At 71.8% G+C, this 15,114-nt stretch carries 13 protein-coding genes; 2 read left to right on the top strand and 11 right to left on the bottom strand.

The features are described from left to right. Window positions 1-2: 2 nt before the first annotated feature. Window positions 3-638 (bottom strand): ParA family protein, encoded by a 636-nt coding sequence (locus LUTJ29_RS0107440; RefSeq protein WP_027071977.1) that lies wholly within the window; start codon window positions 636-638, stop codon window positions 3-5. 201 nt (window positions 639-839) lie between these two features. Between LUTJ29_RS0107440 and LUTJ29_RS0107435 the strand changes: the two genes are divergently transcribed. Further along, window positions 840-2,330 (top strand): AAA family ATPase, encoded by a 1,491-nt coding sequence (locus LUTJ29_RS0107435; RefSeq protein WP_027071976.1) that lies wholly within the window; start codon window positions 840-842, stop codon window positions 2,328-2,330. A 14-nt stretch (window positions 2,331-2,344) separates the two neighbouring features. Here LUTJ29_RS0107435 and ggt read toward each other — a convergent pair whose 3' ends face one another. From ggt to aceB, 3 genes are all read right to left on the bottom strand, one after another. Further along, window positions 2,345-4,048, bottom strand: coding sequence for a gamma-glutamyltransferase (ggt, locus tag LUTJ29_RS0107430; protein ID WP_232221187.1), 1,704 nt, complete (start codon window positions 4,046-4,048; stop codon window positions 2,345-2,347). A gap of 336 nt (window positions 4,049-4,384) precedes the next feature. Continuing rightward, window positions 4,385-5,713: an isocitrate lyase gene (aceA, locus tag LUTJ29_RS0107425; protein WP_027071974.1), complete on the bottom strand. Its 1,329-nt coding sequence runs from the start codon at window positions 5,711-5,713 to the stop codon at window positions 4,385-4,387. A 76-nt stretch (window positions 5,714-5,789) separates the two neighbouring features. Beyond that, on the bottom strand, window positions 5,790-7,400 hold the full coding sequence (gene aceB, locus LUTJ29_RS16625) for a malate synthase A (protein WP_051322815.1): 1,611 nt from the start codon (window positions 7,398-7,400) through the stop codon (window positions 5,790-5,792). Between the two features lie 114 nt (window positions 7,401-7,514). On the opposite strand from aceB, the gene LUTJ29_RS0107415 reads away from it, so the two are divergent. Further along, entirely contained in the window at window positions 7,515-8,507 is a 993-nt protein-coding gene (locus LUTJ29_RS0107415) for a LysR family transcriptional regulator (RefSeq protein WP_027071973.1), read from the top strand. A 31-nt stretch (window positions 8,508-8,538) separates the two neighbouring features. Here the strand turns inward: LUTJ29_RS0107415 and LUTJ29_RS19130 are convergent, their stop codons facing one another. The 7 genes from LUTJ29_RS19130 to LUTJ29_RS0107380 all read right to left on the bottom strand — a co-directional run bounded on the left by LUTJ29_RS19130 (window position 8,539) and on the right by LUTJ29_RS0107380 (window position 14,999). Next, complete coding sequence (locus LUTJ29_RS19130; RefSeq protein WP_084524762.1) at window positions 8,539-9,909, bottom strand: DUF2235 domain-containing protein; 1,371 nt, start codon at window positions 9,907-9,909, stop codon at window positions 8,539-8,541. A gap of 24 nt (window positions 9,910-9,933) precedes the next feature. Further along, entirely contained in the window at window positions 9,934-10,581 is a 648-nt protein-coding gene (locus LUTJ29_RS0107405) for a hypothetical protein (protein WP_144774531.1), read from the bottom strand. Between the two features lie 91 nt (window positions 10,582-10,672). Continuing rightward, window positions 10,673-11,710, bottom strand: a complete 1,038-nt coding sequence (locus LUTJ29_RS0107400) for an isoaspartyl peptidase/L-asparaginase (RefSeq protein ID WP_027071971.1) — start codon at window positions 11,708-11,710, stop codon at window positions 10,673-10,675. 89 nt (window positions 11,711-11,799) lie between these two features. Next, on the bottom strand, window positions 11,800-12,402 hold the full coding sequence (locus LUTJ29_RS0107395) for a lysophospholipid acyltransferase family protein (protein ID WP_027071970.1): 603 nt from the start codon (window positions 12,400-12,402) through the stop codon (window positions 11,800-11,802). Between the two features lie 31 nt (window positions 12,403-12,433). After that, window positions 12,434-12,838 (bottom strand): alternative ribosome rescue aminoacyl-tRNA hydrolase ArfB, encoded by a 405-nt coding sequence (gene arfB / locus LUTJ29_RS0107390; RefSeq protein WP_027071969.1) that lies wholly within the window; start codon window positions 12,836-12,838, stop codon window positions 12,434-12,436. Window positions 12,839-12,975: 137 nt separating this feature from the next. After that, window positions 12,976-13,743, bottom strand: a complete 768-nt coding sequence (locus tag LUTJ29_RS16615) for a pseudouridine synthase (protein ID WP_051322812.1) — start codon at window positions 13,741-13,743, stop codon at window positions 12,976-12,978. Continuing rightward, window positions 13,740-14,999, bottom strand: coding sequence for a sialidase family protein (locus LUTJ29_RS0107380; protein ID WP_232221172.1), 1,260 nt, complete (start codon window positions 14,997-14,999; stop codon window positions 13,740-13,742). The genes LUTJ29_RS16615 and LUTJ29_RS0107380 overlap by 4 nt, the downstream gene beginning before the upstream one ends. Between the last annotated feature and the right edge of the window lie 115 nt (window positions 15,000-15,114).

Raw genomic sequence — 15,114 nt, 5'->3', positions numbered from 1 at the left:
GTTCAGGCCTTGCGCAGCCACTTGAGCAGCGGCTGCCAGTCCGCCTGGTGCTCGCGCACCTGGGCCGAGTGGTAGTCGAACAGGCTCTTGCCGAAGCCGACCAGCATCACGTAGGCCTGGCTGTCGCGCAGTTCGGCCACCAGCGGGTAGGGCCACTGCCGCAGCATGTCCATGGCCTGCTGCGAGGCGTTGGTCCACGGGCGCAGGCGGTTGCCGACCATGCCCACGCGCAGCGCGCCGCTGCGCACGCGCGGGTGCCTGGCCAGGGCGTTGAGGAAGGGCACGGTGGCGTCGATGTCCAGCGCCGAGGGCAGCACCGGCAGGACCAGCGCGTCGGCGTGCTCCAGGTACACCTCGAGGCTGTCGGGGTGGGCGCCGGCGGGGGCGTCGACCACCACCCGTTCGGTGTCCTCCGGGATCGAGCGCCAGGCGCTGCGATGGCGGCTGGCGCCGTCGATCGGCAGCACCGCGCTGTCCATGGTGGAACGGCGTTCGGCCCAACGCGTGGACGACCCCTGTGGATCGGCATCGACCAGGACGGTCTTGCGGCCCGCGAGGGCGGACTCCGCCGCCAGGTGGGTCGCGATCGTCGTCTTGCCCACACCCCCCTTGGAACTGGCCACCAGCACAGTCTTCATCCACTGCCTCCGCCATGGGAACGAGCCGCGAGCGTACACCGGCCGCGTGACGGGGGCGAAACGCGGGACGCACGCGGGGTCCGGTCTTTACGGGATCTTTACGCGGCGTCCCGGAAGCGCGGCAACGACGGCGGGCGCCATGGGCGGTCCGCGCCTGCTATCGTCGCAGGCCGCCTTCCCATCCCGACCCGCTCCTCGTCGATGAGTGACCTGCAGGACCTCGTGGCGCTGATCCGCGCCGACACCCCGCTGATCGTGGTCGAGACCCCCGACGAGATGCGCGTGGTGGAGCTGTTCCGGCAGTCGCTGACCCGGATCTGGCGGGCGCTCTACCGCTGGTCGATCACCGAGGGCCTGCGCCGGCTCGACCTCGACCGGGAGGACCCGGCCCAGGCCCCGCCCGACGCCGGCACCACCCTGGCCGCGATCCGCGACGCCGACCAGCGCGGCGTGTACCTGCTGCTCGATTTCCACCCCTACCTGGGCTACGCCGCCACCCAGCGCCAGCTGCGCGAGATCCTGCAGCGGCGCGGCTGCCTGCCGCACACCATCGTCCTGGTCGGGCACCGGGTGGAGCTGCCCGGCGAGCTCGAGGCCAGGGCCGCGCGCCTGCGCCTGCGCCTGCCCGACGGCAACGCCCTGCTCAGGATCGTGCGCGAGGAAATCGCCGCCTTCCAGCGCGAGAACCAGGGCGCGCGGGTGGTCGCCGACGACGCCGTGGTGCGCCGGATCGTGCGCAACCTGCAGGGCCTGGACGCGATGGACGCGCGCCGCATCGTGCGCCACCTGGTCCACGACGACGGAGTGCTCGGCCCCGGAGACCTGCCCGAGCTGACCCGGCTGAAGTTCGAACTGCTCAACAAGAGCGGCCACCTGCACTACGAGTACGACACCGCGCGCTTCGCCGACGTGGCCGGGGCGCGCCGGCTCAAGCGCTGGATCGACCTGCGCCGGCGCGTGTTCACCGGCGACGGCGAGCCGCCGCCGGGCCTGGACCCGCCGCGCGGCATCCTGCTGCTGGGCGTGCAGGGCTGCGGCAAGTCGCTGCTGGCCAAGGCGGTGGCCGGCGGCTTCGGCGTGCCGCTGGTGCGGCTGGACTTCGGCACCCTCTACGCCAAGTACCACGGCGAGACCGAGGCCAACCTGCGCCAGGCGCTGGAATCGACCGAGCGGCTTGCGCCGTGCGTGCTGTGGATCGACGAGATCGAGAAGGGCCTGGCCGCCAGCGGCGCCGACGGCGACGGCGGCGTGTCGAGGCGCGTGCTCGGCTACCTGCTGACCTGGATGGCCGAACGCAAGGCGCCGGTGTTCCTGGTCGCCACCGCCAACCAGGTCCACGAACTGCCGGCCGAACTGCTGCGCAAGGGCCGCTTCGACGAGATCTTCTTCGTCGACCTGCCCGACGCCGACACCCGCGCCCACGTGTTCGAGCTGCACCTGCGCCGGCGCCAGCTCCCGGCCGAACGCTTCGACCAGGCCGCGCTGGCGGCGGCCACCGAGGGCTTCTCCGGCGCCGAGATCGAGCAGGCCATCGTCTCGGCGATGTACGCGGCGCTGGCCGGCGGGCGCACGGTCGATACCGGCCTGCTGCTGGAGGAGATCCGCGCCACCCGCCCGCTGTCGGTGGTGATGCGCGAGCAGGTGCAGGCGCTGCGCGCCTGGGCGCGGGACCGTACCGTGCCGGCGGACTGACCCGCGCGCGTGCCTCAGTAGCCCGCCGCCTGCCCGTCCTTGCGCGATTCGCTGGCGCCGGTCCAGCCGCCGTGCGGGTTGCGCATGATCGCCTGGTAGCCGCCGTAGGGGCCGTCGGCGAAGCGCACGCTGTGGCCCTTGCGCATCAGTTCGCGCACGGTTTCGTACGGGAAGCCGGTCTCCAGTTCGACCCGCCCGCCGTCGGCCATCGGCGTGGCCTGCCCCGCCGGCTCGGTGGAGCCGTCGTGCTGGATGCGCGGCGCGTCACCGGCCTCCTGCAGGTTCATGCCGAAGTCGATCAGGTTGAGCAGGATCTGCACGTGGCCCTGCGGCTGCATCGCGCCACCCATCACGCCGAAGCTCAGCCACGGCTCGCCGTCCCTGGTCACGAACGCCGGGATGATGGTGTGGAACGGGCGCTTGCCCGGCGCGTAGCTGTTGGGATGGCCTTCCTTCAGCACGAACTGCTCGCCGCGGTCCTGGAGGATGAAGCCCAGCCCCGGCGGCGCCATGCCGCTGCCCATGCCGCGGTAGTTGGACTGGATCAGCGACACCATCATGCCGTCTGCGTCGGCGGTGGTGAGGTAGATGGTGTCGCCCTCGTTGAGCTGCGGGATCACGCCCGGCTCGGCCGCCGGCATCGCCCGGTCCATGGAGATCAGCCGGCCGCGCTCGCGCGCGTACTCCTTCGAGACCAGGCGCTCGACCGGAATGCGGTGGAAGTCCGGATCGGCGTAGCTCGCCGCGCGGTCGGCGAAGGCCAGCTTCTTGGCCTCGACGAACAGGTGCACGTGCTCGGGGCTGCCGAAGCCGTAGGACTTGAGGTCGTAGGGTTCGAGCAGGTTGAGAATCTGCAGCGCGGCGATGCCCTGCCCGTTGGGCGGCAGTTCCCACACGTCGTAGCCGCGGTAGCGGGTCGACACCGGTTCGACCCATTCGCCCGCGTGCGCGGCCAGGTCCTCGTAGGACAGGAAGCCGTCGTTGGCCTTGAAATAGGCGTCGATGGTGCGCGCGATCTCGCCGTTGTAGAACGCGTCGCGGCCGCCGTCGGCGATCTTCTGCAGGGTGTCGGCGAGGTTCGGGTTGCGCCAGGTCTCGCCGGTGCGCGGGGCGCGGCCGTCGATGGTGAACTGCTCGCTGAAGCCCGGCCACTTCGACAGCCGCGGCACCGAGCGCTCCCAGTAGTAGGCGATCACCTCGTGCACGGGGTGGCCCTCGCGCGCGTAGCGGATCGCCGGCTCCAGGTTGCGCGCCATCGGCAGGCGGCCGAAGCGGCCGTGCAGGGCGAACCAGGCGTCGACCGTTCCGGGCACGGTGACCGGCAGCGGCCCGTGCGACGGCACCTCCTCCAGCCCGCGGCGCCGGAACTCCTCCAGGGTCAGCGAACGCGGCGAGCGGCCCGAGCCGTTGTAGCCGTACAGGCGGCGCGTCTTCGGGTCCCACACGATCGCGAACAGGTCGCCGCCGATGCCGTTGCCGGTGGGCTCCATCAGCCCGAGCGCGGCGTTGGCCGCGATCGCGGCATCGACCGCGCTGCCGCCGGCCTTCATCACGTCCAGCGCGACCTGGGTGGCGAGCGGGTGCGAGGTGGCCGCCATCGCGTGCGGCGCGTGGACCTCGCTGCGGGTGGCGAACGGCTTGCCGGTGATGCGGTCGGCGGCAGCAGTGGTGCCGGCGACGCACGCGGCCAGCGCGACGGCCGCGACGAAACTGTGGATCCTGCGCACGCAAGGGGCCCCTGGTCCAATGGTGGGGCCCACCTTATCCCCTCGGCCCGATGCGCGCGACATCGCGCGCCGGAGCCTGGCGCGGACGACGGCAGTAAGGCGCCCACCCCGGCCCTCCGCGCGATGCGGCGGAAGGCGCCTCTCTCCCGGTTGCGGCGTCGGGCCGGCCCGGCGCCACCGCGCGCCGCGCCGCCCTGCCCGCCGCCTCCGCGCTCCGCACGGAGGACCGGGGTGGTGCCTGCTGCAGCCATGCAGGGCCGGGTGCCCCGGCGCCTCCCCGCCCCGACCGGCGGGGAGGCGCCAGGTCCCCTTCCCCCTCCCGGGCCGTCAGGCGGCCGCGTCGAACTGCGCTTCCTCGGTCGAGCCGGTCAGCGCGGTCACGCTCGAGGCGCCGCCCTGGATCACGGTGGTCACGTCGTCGAAGTAGCCGGCGCCCACTTCCTGCTGGTGCGAGACGAAGGTGTAGCCCTTCTCGCGCGCGGCGAACTCCGGCTCCTGCACCTGCTCCACGTAGTGCTTCATGCCCTGGCCGCGCGCGTAGTCGTAGGCGAAGCGGAAGGTGTTGAACCAGTTGATGTGGATGCCCGCCAGGGTGATGAACTGGAAGCGGTAACCCAGCGCCGCCAGCTCGTCCTGGAAGCGGGCGATGGTGGCGTCGTCGAGGTTCTTCTTCCAGTTGAAGCTCGGCGAGCAGTTGTAGGCCAGCAGCTTGCCCGGCTGCCTGGCGTGCACGGCCTGGGCGAACTCGCGGGCGAAGCCCAGGTCCGGGGTGCCGGTCTCGCACCACACCAGGTCGGCGTAGGGCGCGTAGGCCACGCCGCGGCTGATCGCCTGCTCCAGGCCATTGCGGACCTTGTAGAAGCCCTCGCTGGTGCGCTCGCCGGTGACGAACGGGCGATCGTTGGCGTCGAAGTCCGAGGTCAGCAGGTTCGCGGCCTCGGCGTCGGTGCGCGCCAGCACGATGGTCGGCACGCCCAGCACGTCGGCGGCCAGGCGCGCGGCCACCAGCTTCTGGATCGCCTCCTGGGTCGGCACCAGCACCTTGCCGCCCATGTGGCCGCACTTCTTCACCGCCGCCAGCTGGTCCTCGAAGTGCACCGCCGCGGCGCCGGCGATGATCATGTTCTTCATCAGTTCGTAGGCGTTGAGCACGCCGCCGAAGCCGGCTTCGCCGTCGGCCACGATCGGCAGGAAGAAGTCGATCGCGTCCTCTTCCTTCATCTTGCCGTCGCAGATGTTCTTCCACTGGATCTCGTCGGCGCGCTGGAAGGTGTTGTTGATCCGGCGGACCATCGTCGGCACCGAGTCGTAGGCGTACAGCGACTGGTCGGGATACATGGTCTCGGAGGTGTTGCCGTCGGCGGCGACCTGCCAGCCCGACAGGTACACCGCTTCCAGCCCGGCCTTGGCCTGCTGCATCGCCTGGCCGCCGCTGATCGCGCCGAAGGCGTTGACGTAGCCCTTCTTCGCCTCGCCGTTGACCAGCTTCCACAGCTTCTCGGCGCCGCGGCGGGCCAGGGTGTGCTCGGGCTGCAGGCTGCCGCGCAGGCGGACCACGTCGGCGGCCGAGTACGGGCGCTCGATCCCGGTCCAGCGCGGGTCGTTCTTCCACTGCTGCTGCAGGGCGTCGATCTGTCGGGTGCGTTCGTTGTTCATGTGCGTTCTCCGGGGGCCGGCGCCGTGCGCGGCCCGTGTGCATGGATGCGGGTGGACGGGTGCGGGAAGCGGGGCGTCAGAGGCGCTCGTACGCCGGCAGGGTGAGGAACTCCTCGAGCGTGTCGCGCAGGGTGAGTTCCTCGAGCATCGCGATCGCCTCGGGGATGCGTGCCGCGCCCGGCATCGGATGCCCGGCCAGGCGCGACGGCAGCCCCAGCAGCACGCGGTCGAACAGCGCTTCGTCGATCACGGTGCCGTCGTCCAGGTGCAGCGGGCAGCGGCCGCCGTCGGCGGCGTGCAGCCACTGCCACAGCTGGGCGCGGGCGATCTCGGCGGTGGCCGCGTCCTCCATCAGCCAGTGGATCGGGACGCAGCCGTTGCCGTCCAACCAGGCCGCCAGGTAGCGCACGCACACCTCGACGTTGTTCTCGAACCCGGCGCGGCTGATCGTGCCCAGCGAGGGCGCGAGCAGGTCGTCGCGGGTGACGATCACCTCCTCGCGGCCGACGTGGTGCTGGTTCGGGGTCGGCATGCGCTCGTCGAACACCTGGCGCGCCACCGGGATCAGCGCCGGGTGCGCGACCCAGGTGCCGTCGTGGCCGGCGGTGACCTCGCGCAGCTTGTCGGCGCGCACCCGCGCCAGCGCCTGCTCGTTGGCCTCGGCATCGTTGTTGATCGGGATCTGCGCGGCCATGCCGCCCATCGCGTGCGCGCCGCGGCGGTGGCAGGTCTGGATCAGCAGTTCGGAGTAGGCGCGCAGGAACGGCTGGGTCATCGTGACCTGCGAGCGCTCGGGCAGCACCCGGTTGCGGTGCGCGCGCAGGGTCTTGATGTAGGAGAAGATGTAGTCCCAGCGACCGCAGTTCAGGCCGACGATCCGCTCGCGCAGCGCGTGCAGGATCTCGTCCATCTCGAACACCGCCGGCAGGGTCTCGATCAGGACCGTGACCTTCATCTGCCCCTCGGGCAGGCCAAGCTCGCGCTCGATGTGGGCGAGCACGCCGTTCCACAGCGCGGCCTCCTCCATCGACTGCAGCTTGGGGATGTAGAAGTACGGGCCGCGGTCCTTCGCCGCCAGCGCGGTCGCGTTGTGCCAGGCGAACAGGCCCAGGTCGAACAGCGAGGCCGAGATGCGCTGGCCGTCGACCAGGACGTGCTTCTCGTCCAGGTGCCAGCCGCGCGGGCGCACGATCAGCACCGCGCGCTCGTCCTCCGGACGCAGCTCGTAGCGCTTGCCGCCCGACTCGAAGGTCAGGGTCCCCGCGACCGCCCCGCGCAGCGCGCGCTGGCCGGCGACCAGGTTGTCCCAGGTCGGCGCGGTCGAGTCCTCGAAATCGGCCATGTAGCAGCTGGCGCCCGAGTTCAGGGCGTTGATGACCATCTTCGGGTCGACCGGGCCGGTGATCTCGACCCGGCGGTCGCGCAGCGCGGCCGGGATCGGGGCCACGGTCCAGTCGCCTTCGCGGATCGCCCGGGTGTCGGCGCGGAAGTCCGGCAGCGCGCCGGCGTCGAACTCGGCCTGGCGCTGGCGGCGACGGGCCAGCAGCGCCTGGCGGGCGGGCTCGAAGCGCTCGTGGAGGCCGGCGAGGAAGGCCTGGGCGCGGTCGTCGAGGAGATCGGCCACGCCCGGGGGATCGGGCAGGCGGATCGGGGACGTGGCCGGGGACGGCTTCAGGACGGCGGACATGGCGGGCTCCAGTGGATGTTGCGTTGCAGCGCCAACGTCCTCCCGAGCCGAGTATTTGACAAGACAGTTTTTTCAATGTAATTCATTAGTTTTCCAAATACTGCTGACGGATCAATGCCTTCCCGGTCGAAATCGGGCCCTGAACCGCGACCGAACTCGCCCTCGCGCTTCGCCTACAAGGCCGACCGGCTCAAGCCGCTGCGCGCCTTCTGCCAGACCACCCGCCTGGGGTCGGTCTCGCGCGCGGCCGAGGCCCTGTACCTGAGCCAGCCTGCGATCACCCTCCAGCTTCAGGCGCTGGAGCGGGAGCTGGGCCACAAGCTGTTCGAGCGCAGCGGGCGGCGGCTGGTGCCGACCCGGGCCGGGGAGGTGCTGTACGAGCTGGCGCGCCCGCTGGTGGACGGGATCGACGGGCTGCCGACCGCCTTCCGCAACCAGCTCAAGGGGCTGGACGCGGGCGAACTCAACATCGCCGCCAACAGCTCCACGATCCTGTACCTGCTGCCGCCGATCGTGGAGCGCTTCCGCGAACGCCATGGCGACGTGCGCCTGAGCCTGCACAACACCGTCAGCGCCGACGGCACCGACCTGCTGCGCAGCGACGCGGTGGACCTGGTGGTGGGCTCGATGCACGAAGTGCCGGCCGACCTGGTCTACGAGCCGCTGTACCGGTTCAAGCAGCACCTGGTGATGCCGCCGGGGCACCCGCTGGCCGACAAGCCCGACCTGGAGCTGGCCGACATCGGCCAGTACGGCCTGATCCTGCCGCCCAAGCGCCAGATCACCTGGCGCCTGGTCGACCTGGTGTTCCAGCAGAACCGCGTGCCCTACCAGGTCTCGCTCGAGGTCGGCGGCTGGGAGGTGATCAAGCAGTACGTGGCGATGGGCATGGGGATCAGCATCCTGTCCTCGATCTGCCTGACCGAAGCCGACCGCGGCCGCATCGTCACCCGGCCGCTGGAGCGGTATTTCCCGCCACGCAGCTACGGCGTGATCATGCGCAAGGGCCGCCTGCCCTCGCCCCAGGCGCGCGCGTTCATGGACCTGATCCAGCCCGACCTGTTCGTGCGCCGCGACTACTACGACAGCGGGCATTCGGAGCGCTGAGCGCGCGACGGCCGCGGCGGGCGCACCCGCGTCAGCGCTGCGGCTCCAGCACCGCCGGCATCCGTTGCGTGGCGTCCTCCTGGAGCCAGCCGCGTCCCCGCAGCCCGGCTTCGCCCTCGGCCAGCCAGGCCTGTCCGGCCGGGCCATCGAGCAAGTCGAGCGAGAACCGGCGTACCGCTGCCGCGTCGTCCCGGAGGGCGGCCGCCAGCAGCCGGTCGAGCCCCGGCAGCCTTTCCGGGCCAACGGTCGTCGCCGCGGCCTGCGCGGGCGCTCCCGGCACCGGGCCGATCGGCACGCGTCGCCATTCCAGGGCCGCCGCCATCGCTTCGTTGCGTGGCTCGGCATCGCGGCAGTCGATCGCGCACAGCGGCGGTGGCGCCAGCTCCTCCTGGTGCACGCGGCCGCCGCGCCCATCGTACCTGGACGTGCGGTAGAACACCTGGTGCTGCTCGGAGCGATGGATGACGTTGAGGGCCGGATCGTCGGGTTCCGGGCGCTTCGCCAGGAACGGCCGGTCGCTGAGCGCGTTGAGGTAGTCGATCATGAGGTTGCCGCTGCGCACCGACAGGCCGTGCTGGAGGTAGCCTCCGCCGACGTCGCTGTGCGCGCCGGGCAACGCCAGGTTCGTAAAGCGCCCGTCCATGGTGATGCCGGGATCAGCCACCTGCGTCCCCTGGAACAGATTGCGTCGCTCGTGGAGTGCGGTCAGCTGGAGGCCTGATACGACCGACGGGGGCGGCCGCCGATCATGCTGGCGCGGCACGCCCGTACCCACTGGATCGAACAACCCGATGGCCTGTACGACACTTCCCGGCTCGCGGAGAGGAGGAGCCGTGAACTCGATTCGCTGGATCATCCCGTCGCGGTCCCGGGAGACCCTTGCTCCATCTGGATCCTGTATTCCCCGGCCCTCCACCATTCGGGTGAACCCGACCGCCTGCTCTGCGCCGCGACTGAATCCGATCGCGCAGACGCGGATGTCCGCCTGTGGGTTCGCGTCCATCCAGTTCTTCGCCTGTACGATGAACTGGAGGTACATGTCCTCCAGCCGCGCCTGGTACGTCCGCCCCGATGCGAGGTCACGCAATCCAGAGAGGCCTCCTTGCGTACCCACGCCTTCGACGTAGCCTGCGCGGATGTGCCCAACGCCATCCCTGTTGCGGTGGAGCACCTGCTGGTAGATCAGCGCCACGTTCGTATGGTTCGCCGGCGCGTCCTTCTTCATGCTGTTGCCGGTGCCGTCGAATGCCGCCAGGAACATGCGGTCGGTCCCGGAGTCTTCCCGCACCAGGATCGGGGCCACAGACTGGGCGAGCATCTCTCGCGCCCGGTCGAACGCCGTGAGCTGCTCGGGGGTCACCGGCACCGTCTCGACGCCGTCCGGATGGCGTTGTCCTCCCATGCTCGACCTCCCTGTCGAACCGGATCAGTAGGTGCGCGTCCAGGCCAGCACCAGGTCTTCCCGGAAATTGCCAGTGGGCAGCCCCTGCTCCCGCGCCGTCCTTGTGGGCACGCGGGCCCGCATGTATACGTTGATGGTGCGGTCGTTCACCTCTAGCAGGATGGCTGGATCCAAGATGGACACTCCCTGCCTGACGTCTTCGCGCGCCACGTTGTGCAGAATCAAGCGGTCGCGGAATATCTCGCCGATATCCACCTCGGCTTCGTGCGACATGCCGTCGCTCGACCGCCAGCTCACCCGTGCAGGAGGAGGAAAGTTGCTTACGCCAAGGTAACTGCCGTAGAGGTTGTCCGGATACCGGTCACCCAACGACGCCGACGACCGCTGCAGCTCGTCGTCGGGATCATTCGTATGATCGAACCCGTTGTAGACGACCCGGCAACCGTACGTCGAATAGCAGAACGCCCCGAAGCTGTGCTGCACGAACTTCAGCGGCCAGTCGGCCACCGTGTTGTCGATGCGTACCGCGTCTTCCGCCGGTTCCCGCCCAGGCGTCTTCGCCATGCCCTGGCACCCCGTGGTCGCCAACGCGGCGGCGATCATCGCCGCCATGGCCGGACCGCCCGGCGCCCGTGCCCCGCGCGATCGCCCCGCGCCCGGTTGCTGCTCCATGCCGACCTCCCTGTCGGCGCCGCTTGCGCGACGCGCTCCGGGCCGACCTTAGCGCCGCAGCGGGCCGGGCGCAACGGATCGCGCCGGCATTTCAGGGCGCGGGGAGTTCCTCGTCGCGCCAGATCGCCACGTGCGGCTCACCATCCGCGCCGATCCAGCCGCGGTACATGCCGCCGGTGTTGAACGGGAAGGCGACCGCGCCGTCGGCGCCGAGCACGATCGCGCCGCCGTTGCCGCCCGCGGCCGGGATCAGGCCGTTGACCACGTCGTCGGCCGCCTTCTCGATCGCGTCGCCGGACAGGCGCACCCGCGCGCAGATCTCGTGCGCGGCCGCGGTGCGGATGTAGAACTCGCCCCAGCCGGTGGCCGAGACCGCGCAGCGTCCGTCGGCCCAGGTGCCCGCGCCGATGATCGGCGCGTCGCCGACGCGGCCGTAGCGCTTGTTGGTCATGCCACCGGTCGAGGTACCGGCGGCAAGGTGTCCCTGTGCGTCCAGCGCCACCGCGCCCACGGTGCCGAAGTAGGCCTTGGCCGGCGCGGTCGAGTCCAGCGCGTGCGGCTGGCTCTCGTCGCGCAGCGCGCGCTGCAGCTGCTGCCAGCGGCGCTCGGTGCGGAAGTATTCCGGCTCGACCAGGGCCAGGCCCTGTTCGGCGGCGAACTGCTCGGCGCCCTCGCCGATCATCATCACGTGGCGCGAGCGTTCCATCACCGCGCGCGCCAGCTCGATCGGGTTGCGCACCCGGCGCAGGCCCGCGGCCGCGCCGGCGCGGCCGGTGGCGCCGTCCATGATCGAAGTATCGAGTTCGTTGCGCCCGTCGTGGGTGAACACCGCGCCGCGGCCGGCGTTGAACATCGGCGCGTCCTCGAGCACGCGGATCGCGGCGGTCACCGCGTCGAGCGCCGGGCGGCCGGCCGCCAGTTCGGCGTGGCCGGCGCGCAGCGCCTCGGCCAGCGCGGCGCGCGCCTCGGCTTCCTCCTGCGCGTCGACGTCGCCCGGCTCGACGCCGGCGCCGCCGTGGATCACGAGCAGCGGCGCGCCACGCGCGGGCGGGTCGGCCGCGAACGCAGGCAGCGCCGCAAGCAGCCACAGCAGCGCCAGGAGCATCCGGGTCGCGCGCGTTGTCGTCATTGCATCCCTCCTGTCGTTCCCCGGGCGTGCCCGGCGGGTTCCACGCGCTGCCGCGCCCCCGTCGGCGATCCGCACGACGCGCGGCCGGTTCACACCGTACCGCGGTTCCTGCCCTGCCACGGCCGGTACCACTCGCGCAGCGCGGCGAGGTCGGCCTCCATGTCGTCGCCGGTGCGGAACAGCGGCCCGAGGCCGATCACCCGCTCGGGATAGTGGAAGTACGCGGGCAGGATCGGCACGCCGGCCTCGTGCGCGATCTTCCAGAAACCGGTTTTCCAGCGTTCGACGCGCCTGCGCGTGCCTTCCGGCGCGAGCGCGTACCAGATGCGGTCGCTGGCGCGGATCAGGGCCGCCGCCTGACCGACCGTGCCCTGCGGCGCGCTGCGGTCGATCGGGATCACGCCCAGGCGCCGCATCAGCGGGCCGAGCGGCCAACGGAACAGCTGCGCCTTGCCCAGCACCCGGATCTCCAGGCCGAGCGCGAGCTTGGCGGCGAAGCCCCAGATGCCGTCCCAGTTGGAGGAGTGCGGCGCGGCGATGATCACCATCTTCGGCAGGTCGGGGAATTCGCCGACCAGGCGCCACCCGCCCAGGCGCAGGACCGTGCGGCCGAGCCAGCGGGTGAAGCGGTTGGGGGGAACCCGCGGCGCGCTGGCCGGCAGCGGCGGCACCACCTCGTAGCTGTTGCCCATGCGTCTCCTGCGTCGCGGCCGGCGTGCGGCGTCAGTCCCACTCGCGCCGGCTGCGCGATTGCTTGATCGTACTACGCTGCCGCTTCTCGCCGAGCCGCCGTTCCTTCGACGCGCGCGTGGGCCGGGTGGCGACGCGCGGCTTCGGCGCGCGCAGGCCCGATTCCACGAAGGCCTGCAGGCGCTCGCGCGCGTCCTGCCGGTTGCGCTCCTGGGTGCGGAAGCGCTGGGCCTGGATCACCAGCACCCCGGCGTCGGTCATGCGCCGGTCGCGCCGCGCCAGCAGGCGCTCGCGCACGGCCTCGGGCAGCGAGGGCGAGCGGGCGACGTCGAAGCGCAGTTCGACCGCGGTCGCCACCTTGTTCACGTTCTGGCCGCCGGCGCCGCTGGCGCGGACGAAGCGCTCGACGATTTCGTGTTCGGGAATGCGGATGTGCATGGACGTGCCGGCGGCGGCCCGGCGCCTGCACGGACCTTGCGACCCGGCGGCCTGCGGGGCCGGGGCCGACAATGTCGCACAGATCGTGCCGCTCGCGCCGCTGCTCCGGCTGCCGGACCGGAGTTCCCGGCGGACAATCATGCAGGAACCGGATCCCACGGCGCGGCGGCGATCGCCTCGGCCGCGCCCGGGAACAGCGCCACGGCCCGCATGAACGCCGCGTCCGGCGGCGCCTCGACCTGCATCCGTGCGCCGGTCGCCGGGTGCACGAACCCCAGGCGCCAGGCGTGCAGCAGCATGCGGTGGATGCCGAGCATGCGGAAATGCCGGTTGTGGCGTCCGTCGCCGTGGCTGGTGTCGCCGACCAGATGGTGCGAGGCATGCTTGAGGTGGCGACGGATCTGGCGGAAGCGCCCGGTCACCGGTCTCGCCCGCAGCAGCGCGTAGCGCGAGGTCGGGAAATTCGCCGACGGCAGGTCCAGCTCGCAGGTGGCCAGCCGCTCGAAACGGGTCAGCGCCGGCTTCTTCAGCGGCTTGCCCGGCCCGCCGTCGAGCGGATGGTCGATGCTGAAGCGTTCCTCCGGCCAGCCGCGGCACACCGCGAGGTATTGCTTCTCCACGCCTCCCGCCATCACCGCCTTGCCCAGCGCCGATGCCATGTCGCGGTCGAAGGCCAGCAGCAGGCAGCCGCTGGTGGCGCGGTCCAGTCGATGCACCAGGTGCACTGTGCGGCCGAACTGCAGGCGCAGGCGGTCGGCGAGGAAGTCGTGCTCGCCGCGCGCCAGCGCGCTCGCGTGCGCCATCAGGCCGGCGGGCTTGTCGACCACCGCCAGATGGGCGTCCTCGTGCAGCACCGCGACCGTGGCGGCCGCGCCCTCCGCCACCGGCTCCGGCGCCACGCTCATCGGCCGCGCGCGACGCGCACGCCCCTGAGGTTCGGCGTGCCGCCTGCGACGTCGGTCCACACGACCCACGCCGCGCCGCCGGCCACCGCCAGCTGCGGGAAGCCGGTGGCGCGGCCCTCGCCCTGCGGGCGGGCGATCTCGATGCGTTCGTGTTCGACCGCGAGGTCGTGGCTGCGCCGCGACAGCCAGAGCGACTGCGCGCCGGCCTCCTCGCGCTGCCACAGGATCCAGGCCTGCGTCGCGTCGATCGCCACCGCGACCCGGCCCAGCACCGCCGCGCCGGCATCGATCGCGACCGGTGCGCCGAAGCTGTCGCCGGCATCGCGGCTGGCGGCCGCGCGCACTTCCGGGCTGCCGCCGGCCTCGGTGTACCAGGCCACCACCGCGGTCTCGCCGAGCGCGGCCACGTCCGGGCCGTTGACCGGACAGGCCGGCATCACCCACCCGTCCGCGTGCACCGGCGCCGGAGTACGCCAGGTTCCATCCTCCAGGCGCGTGGCGTGGATATCGCGCACCTCGTCCTCGCCACGGCCGCGGTACACCAGCAGCGGACCCCTGGCGGTCATCGCCACCGCGGTCTGGCAGCAGTCGCACACGCGTGCGTCGATCTCGGCCTCGCCGGCGCGCTCGAGGTTGGCGTCGAACACCGCCGCGCGCAGGCTCATCGCGCCGGCGTGGCCGCCGTCGTGGCCGCCGCCGGCGGTGTGGCGGCCGTCGAGCCAGGCGATGCCCAGCGCGCCGTCGCCCTGCGCCCACATCGACACGAAGCCGTGTTCGGTGCGGGTGCGGTCGTCGTGGACCAGGACCGGCGCGGCCCAGTTGGCGCCGCCGTCGCGCGAACGGCTCAGGACCACGTCGTAGGCGTAGGGCGCATCGCCGCTCTTCTGCAGCCAGTGCGCCCACAGCGCGCCGTCGGGCGTGGCCAGCAGGTGCGGCACGTCGGCCCAGTTGACGAACATGCTGTGGCCGATCGCCACCGTGGTCATCTGGTGCATCCAGCGGCCCCAGTCGGGCGCGTAGCTGCTGAACTGGAAGACGTGGCGGCGGCCCTTCTGCGAGTTGATCCAGCCCAGCAGCAGGCGGCCGTCGGGCGTGACCGACAGGCTCGGCGACGCCGACCCGGGCAGCGTCGGCGGCAGCACCCATTCCTCGACCCGGCTGGGCTCGGACACGTCGACGGTCGCGGCCGCCTGCGGGACGTCGCCGCCGGAGCCGCCACAACCGGCCAGCGCCAGCGCGAGGGCGACCAGGGACACGGAAAGCGCGCGCTTGCACATGGGGATACCTCGTCGGGACCTGGCGACGGCGCGAATGCAGGCCCTTCGGGGCCCGGCACCGGTCGTCGCACTAGCGTAGCCTGTGGGCCAGCCC

Source organism: Luteimonas sp. J29 (genome assembly GCF_000472505.1).
GTDB lineage: Bacteria > Pseudomonadota > Gammaproteobacteria > Xanthomonadales > Xanthomonadaceae > Luteimonas.
The sequence above is the reverse complement of the archived record's forward strand: the minus strand, read 5'-3'. Positions and strand labels throughout refer to the sequence as shown.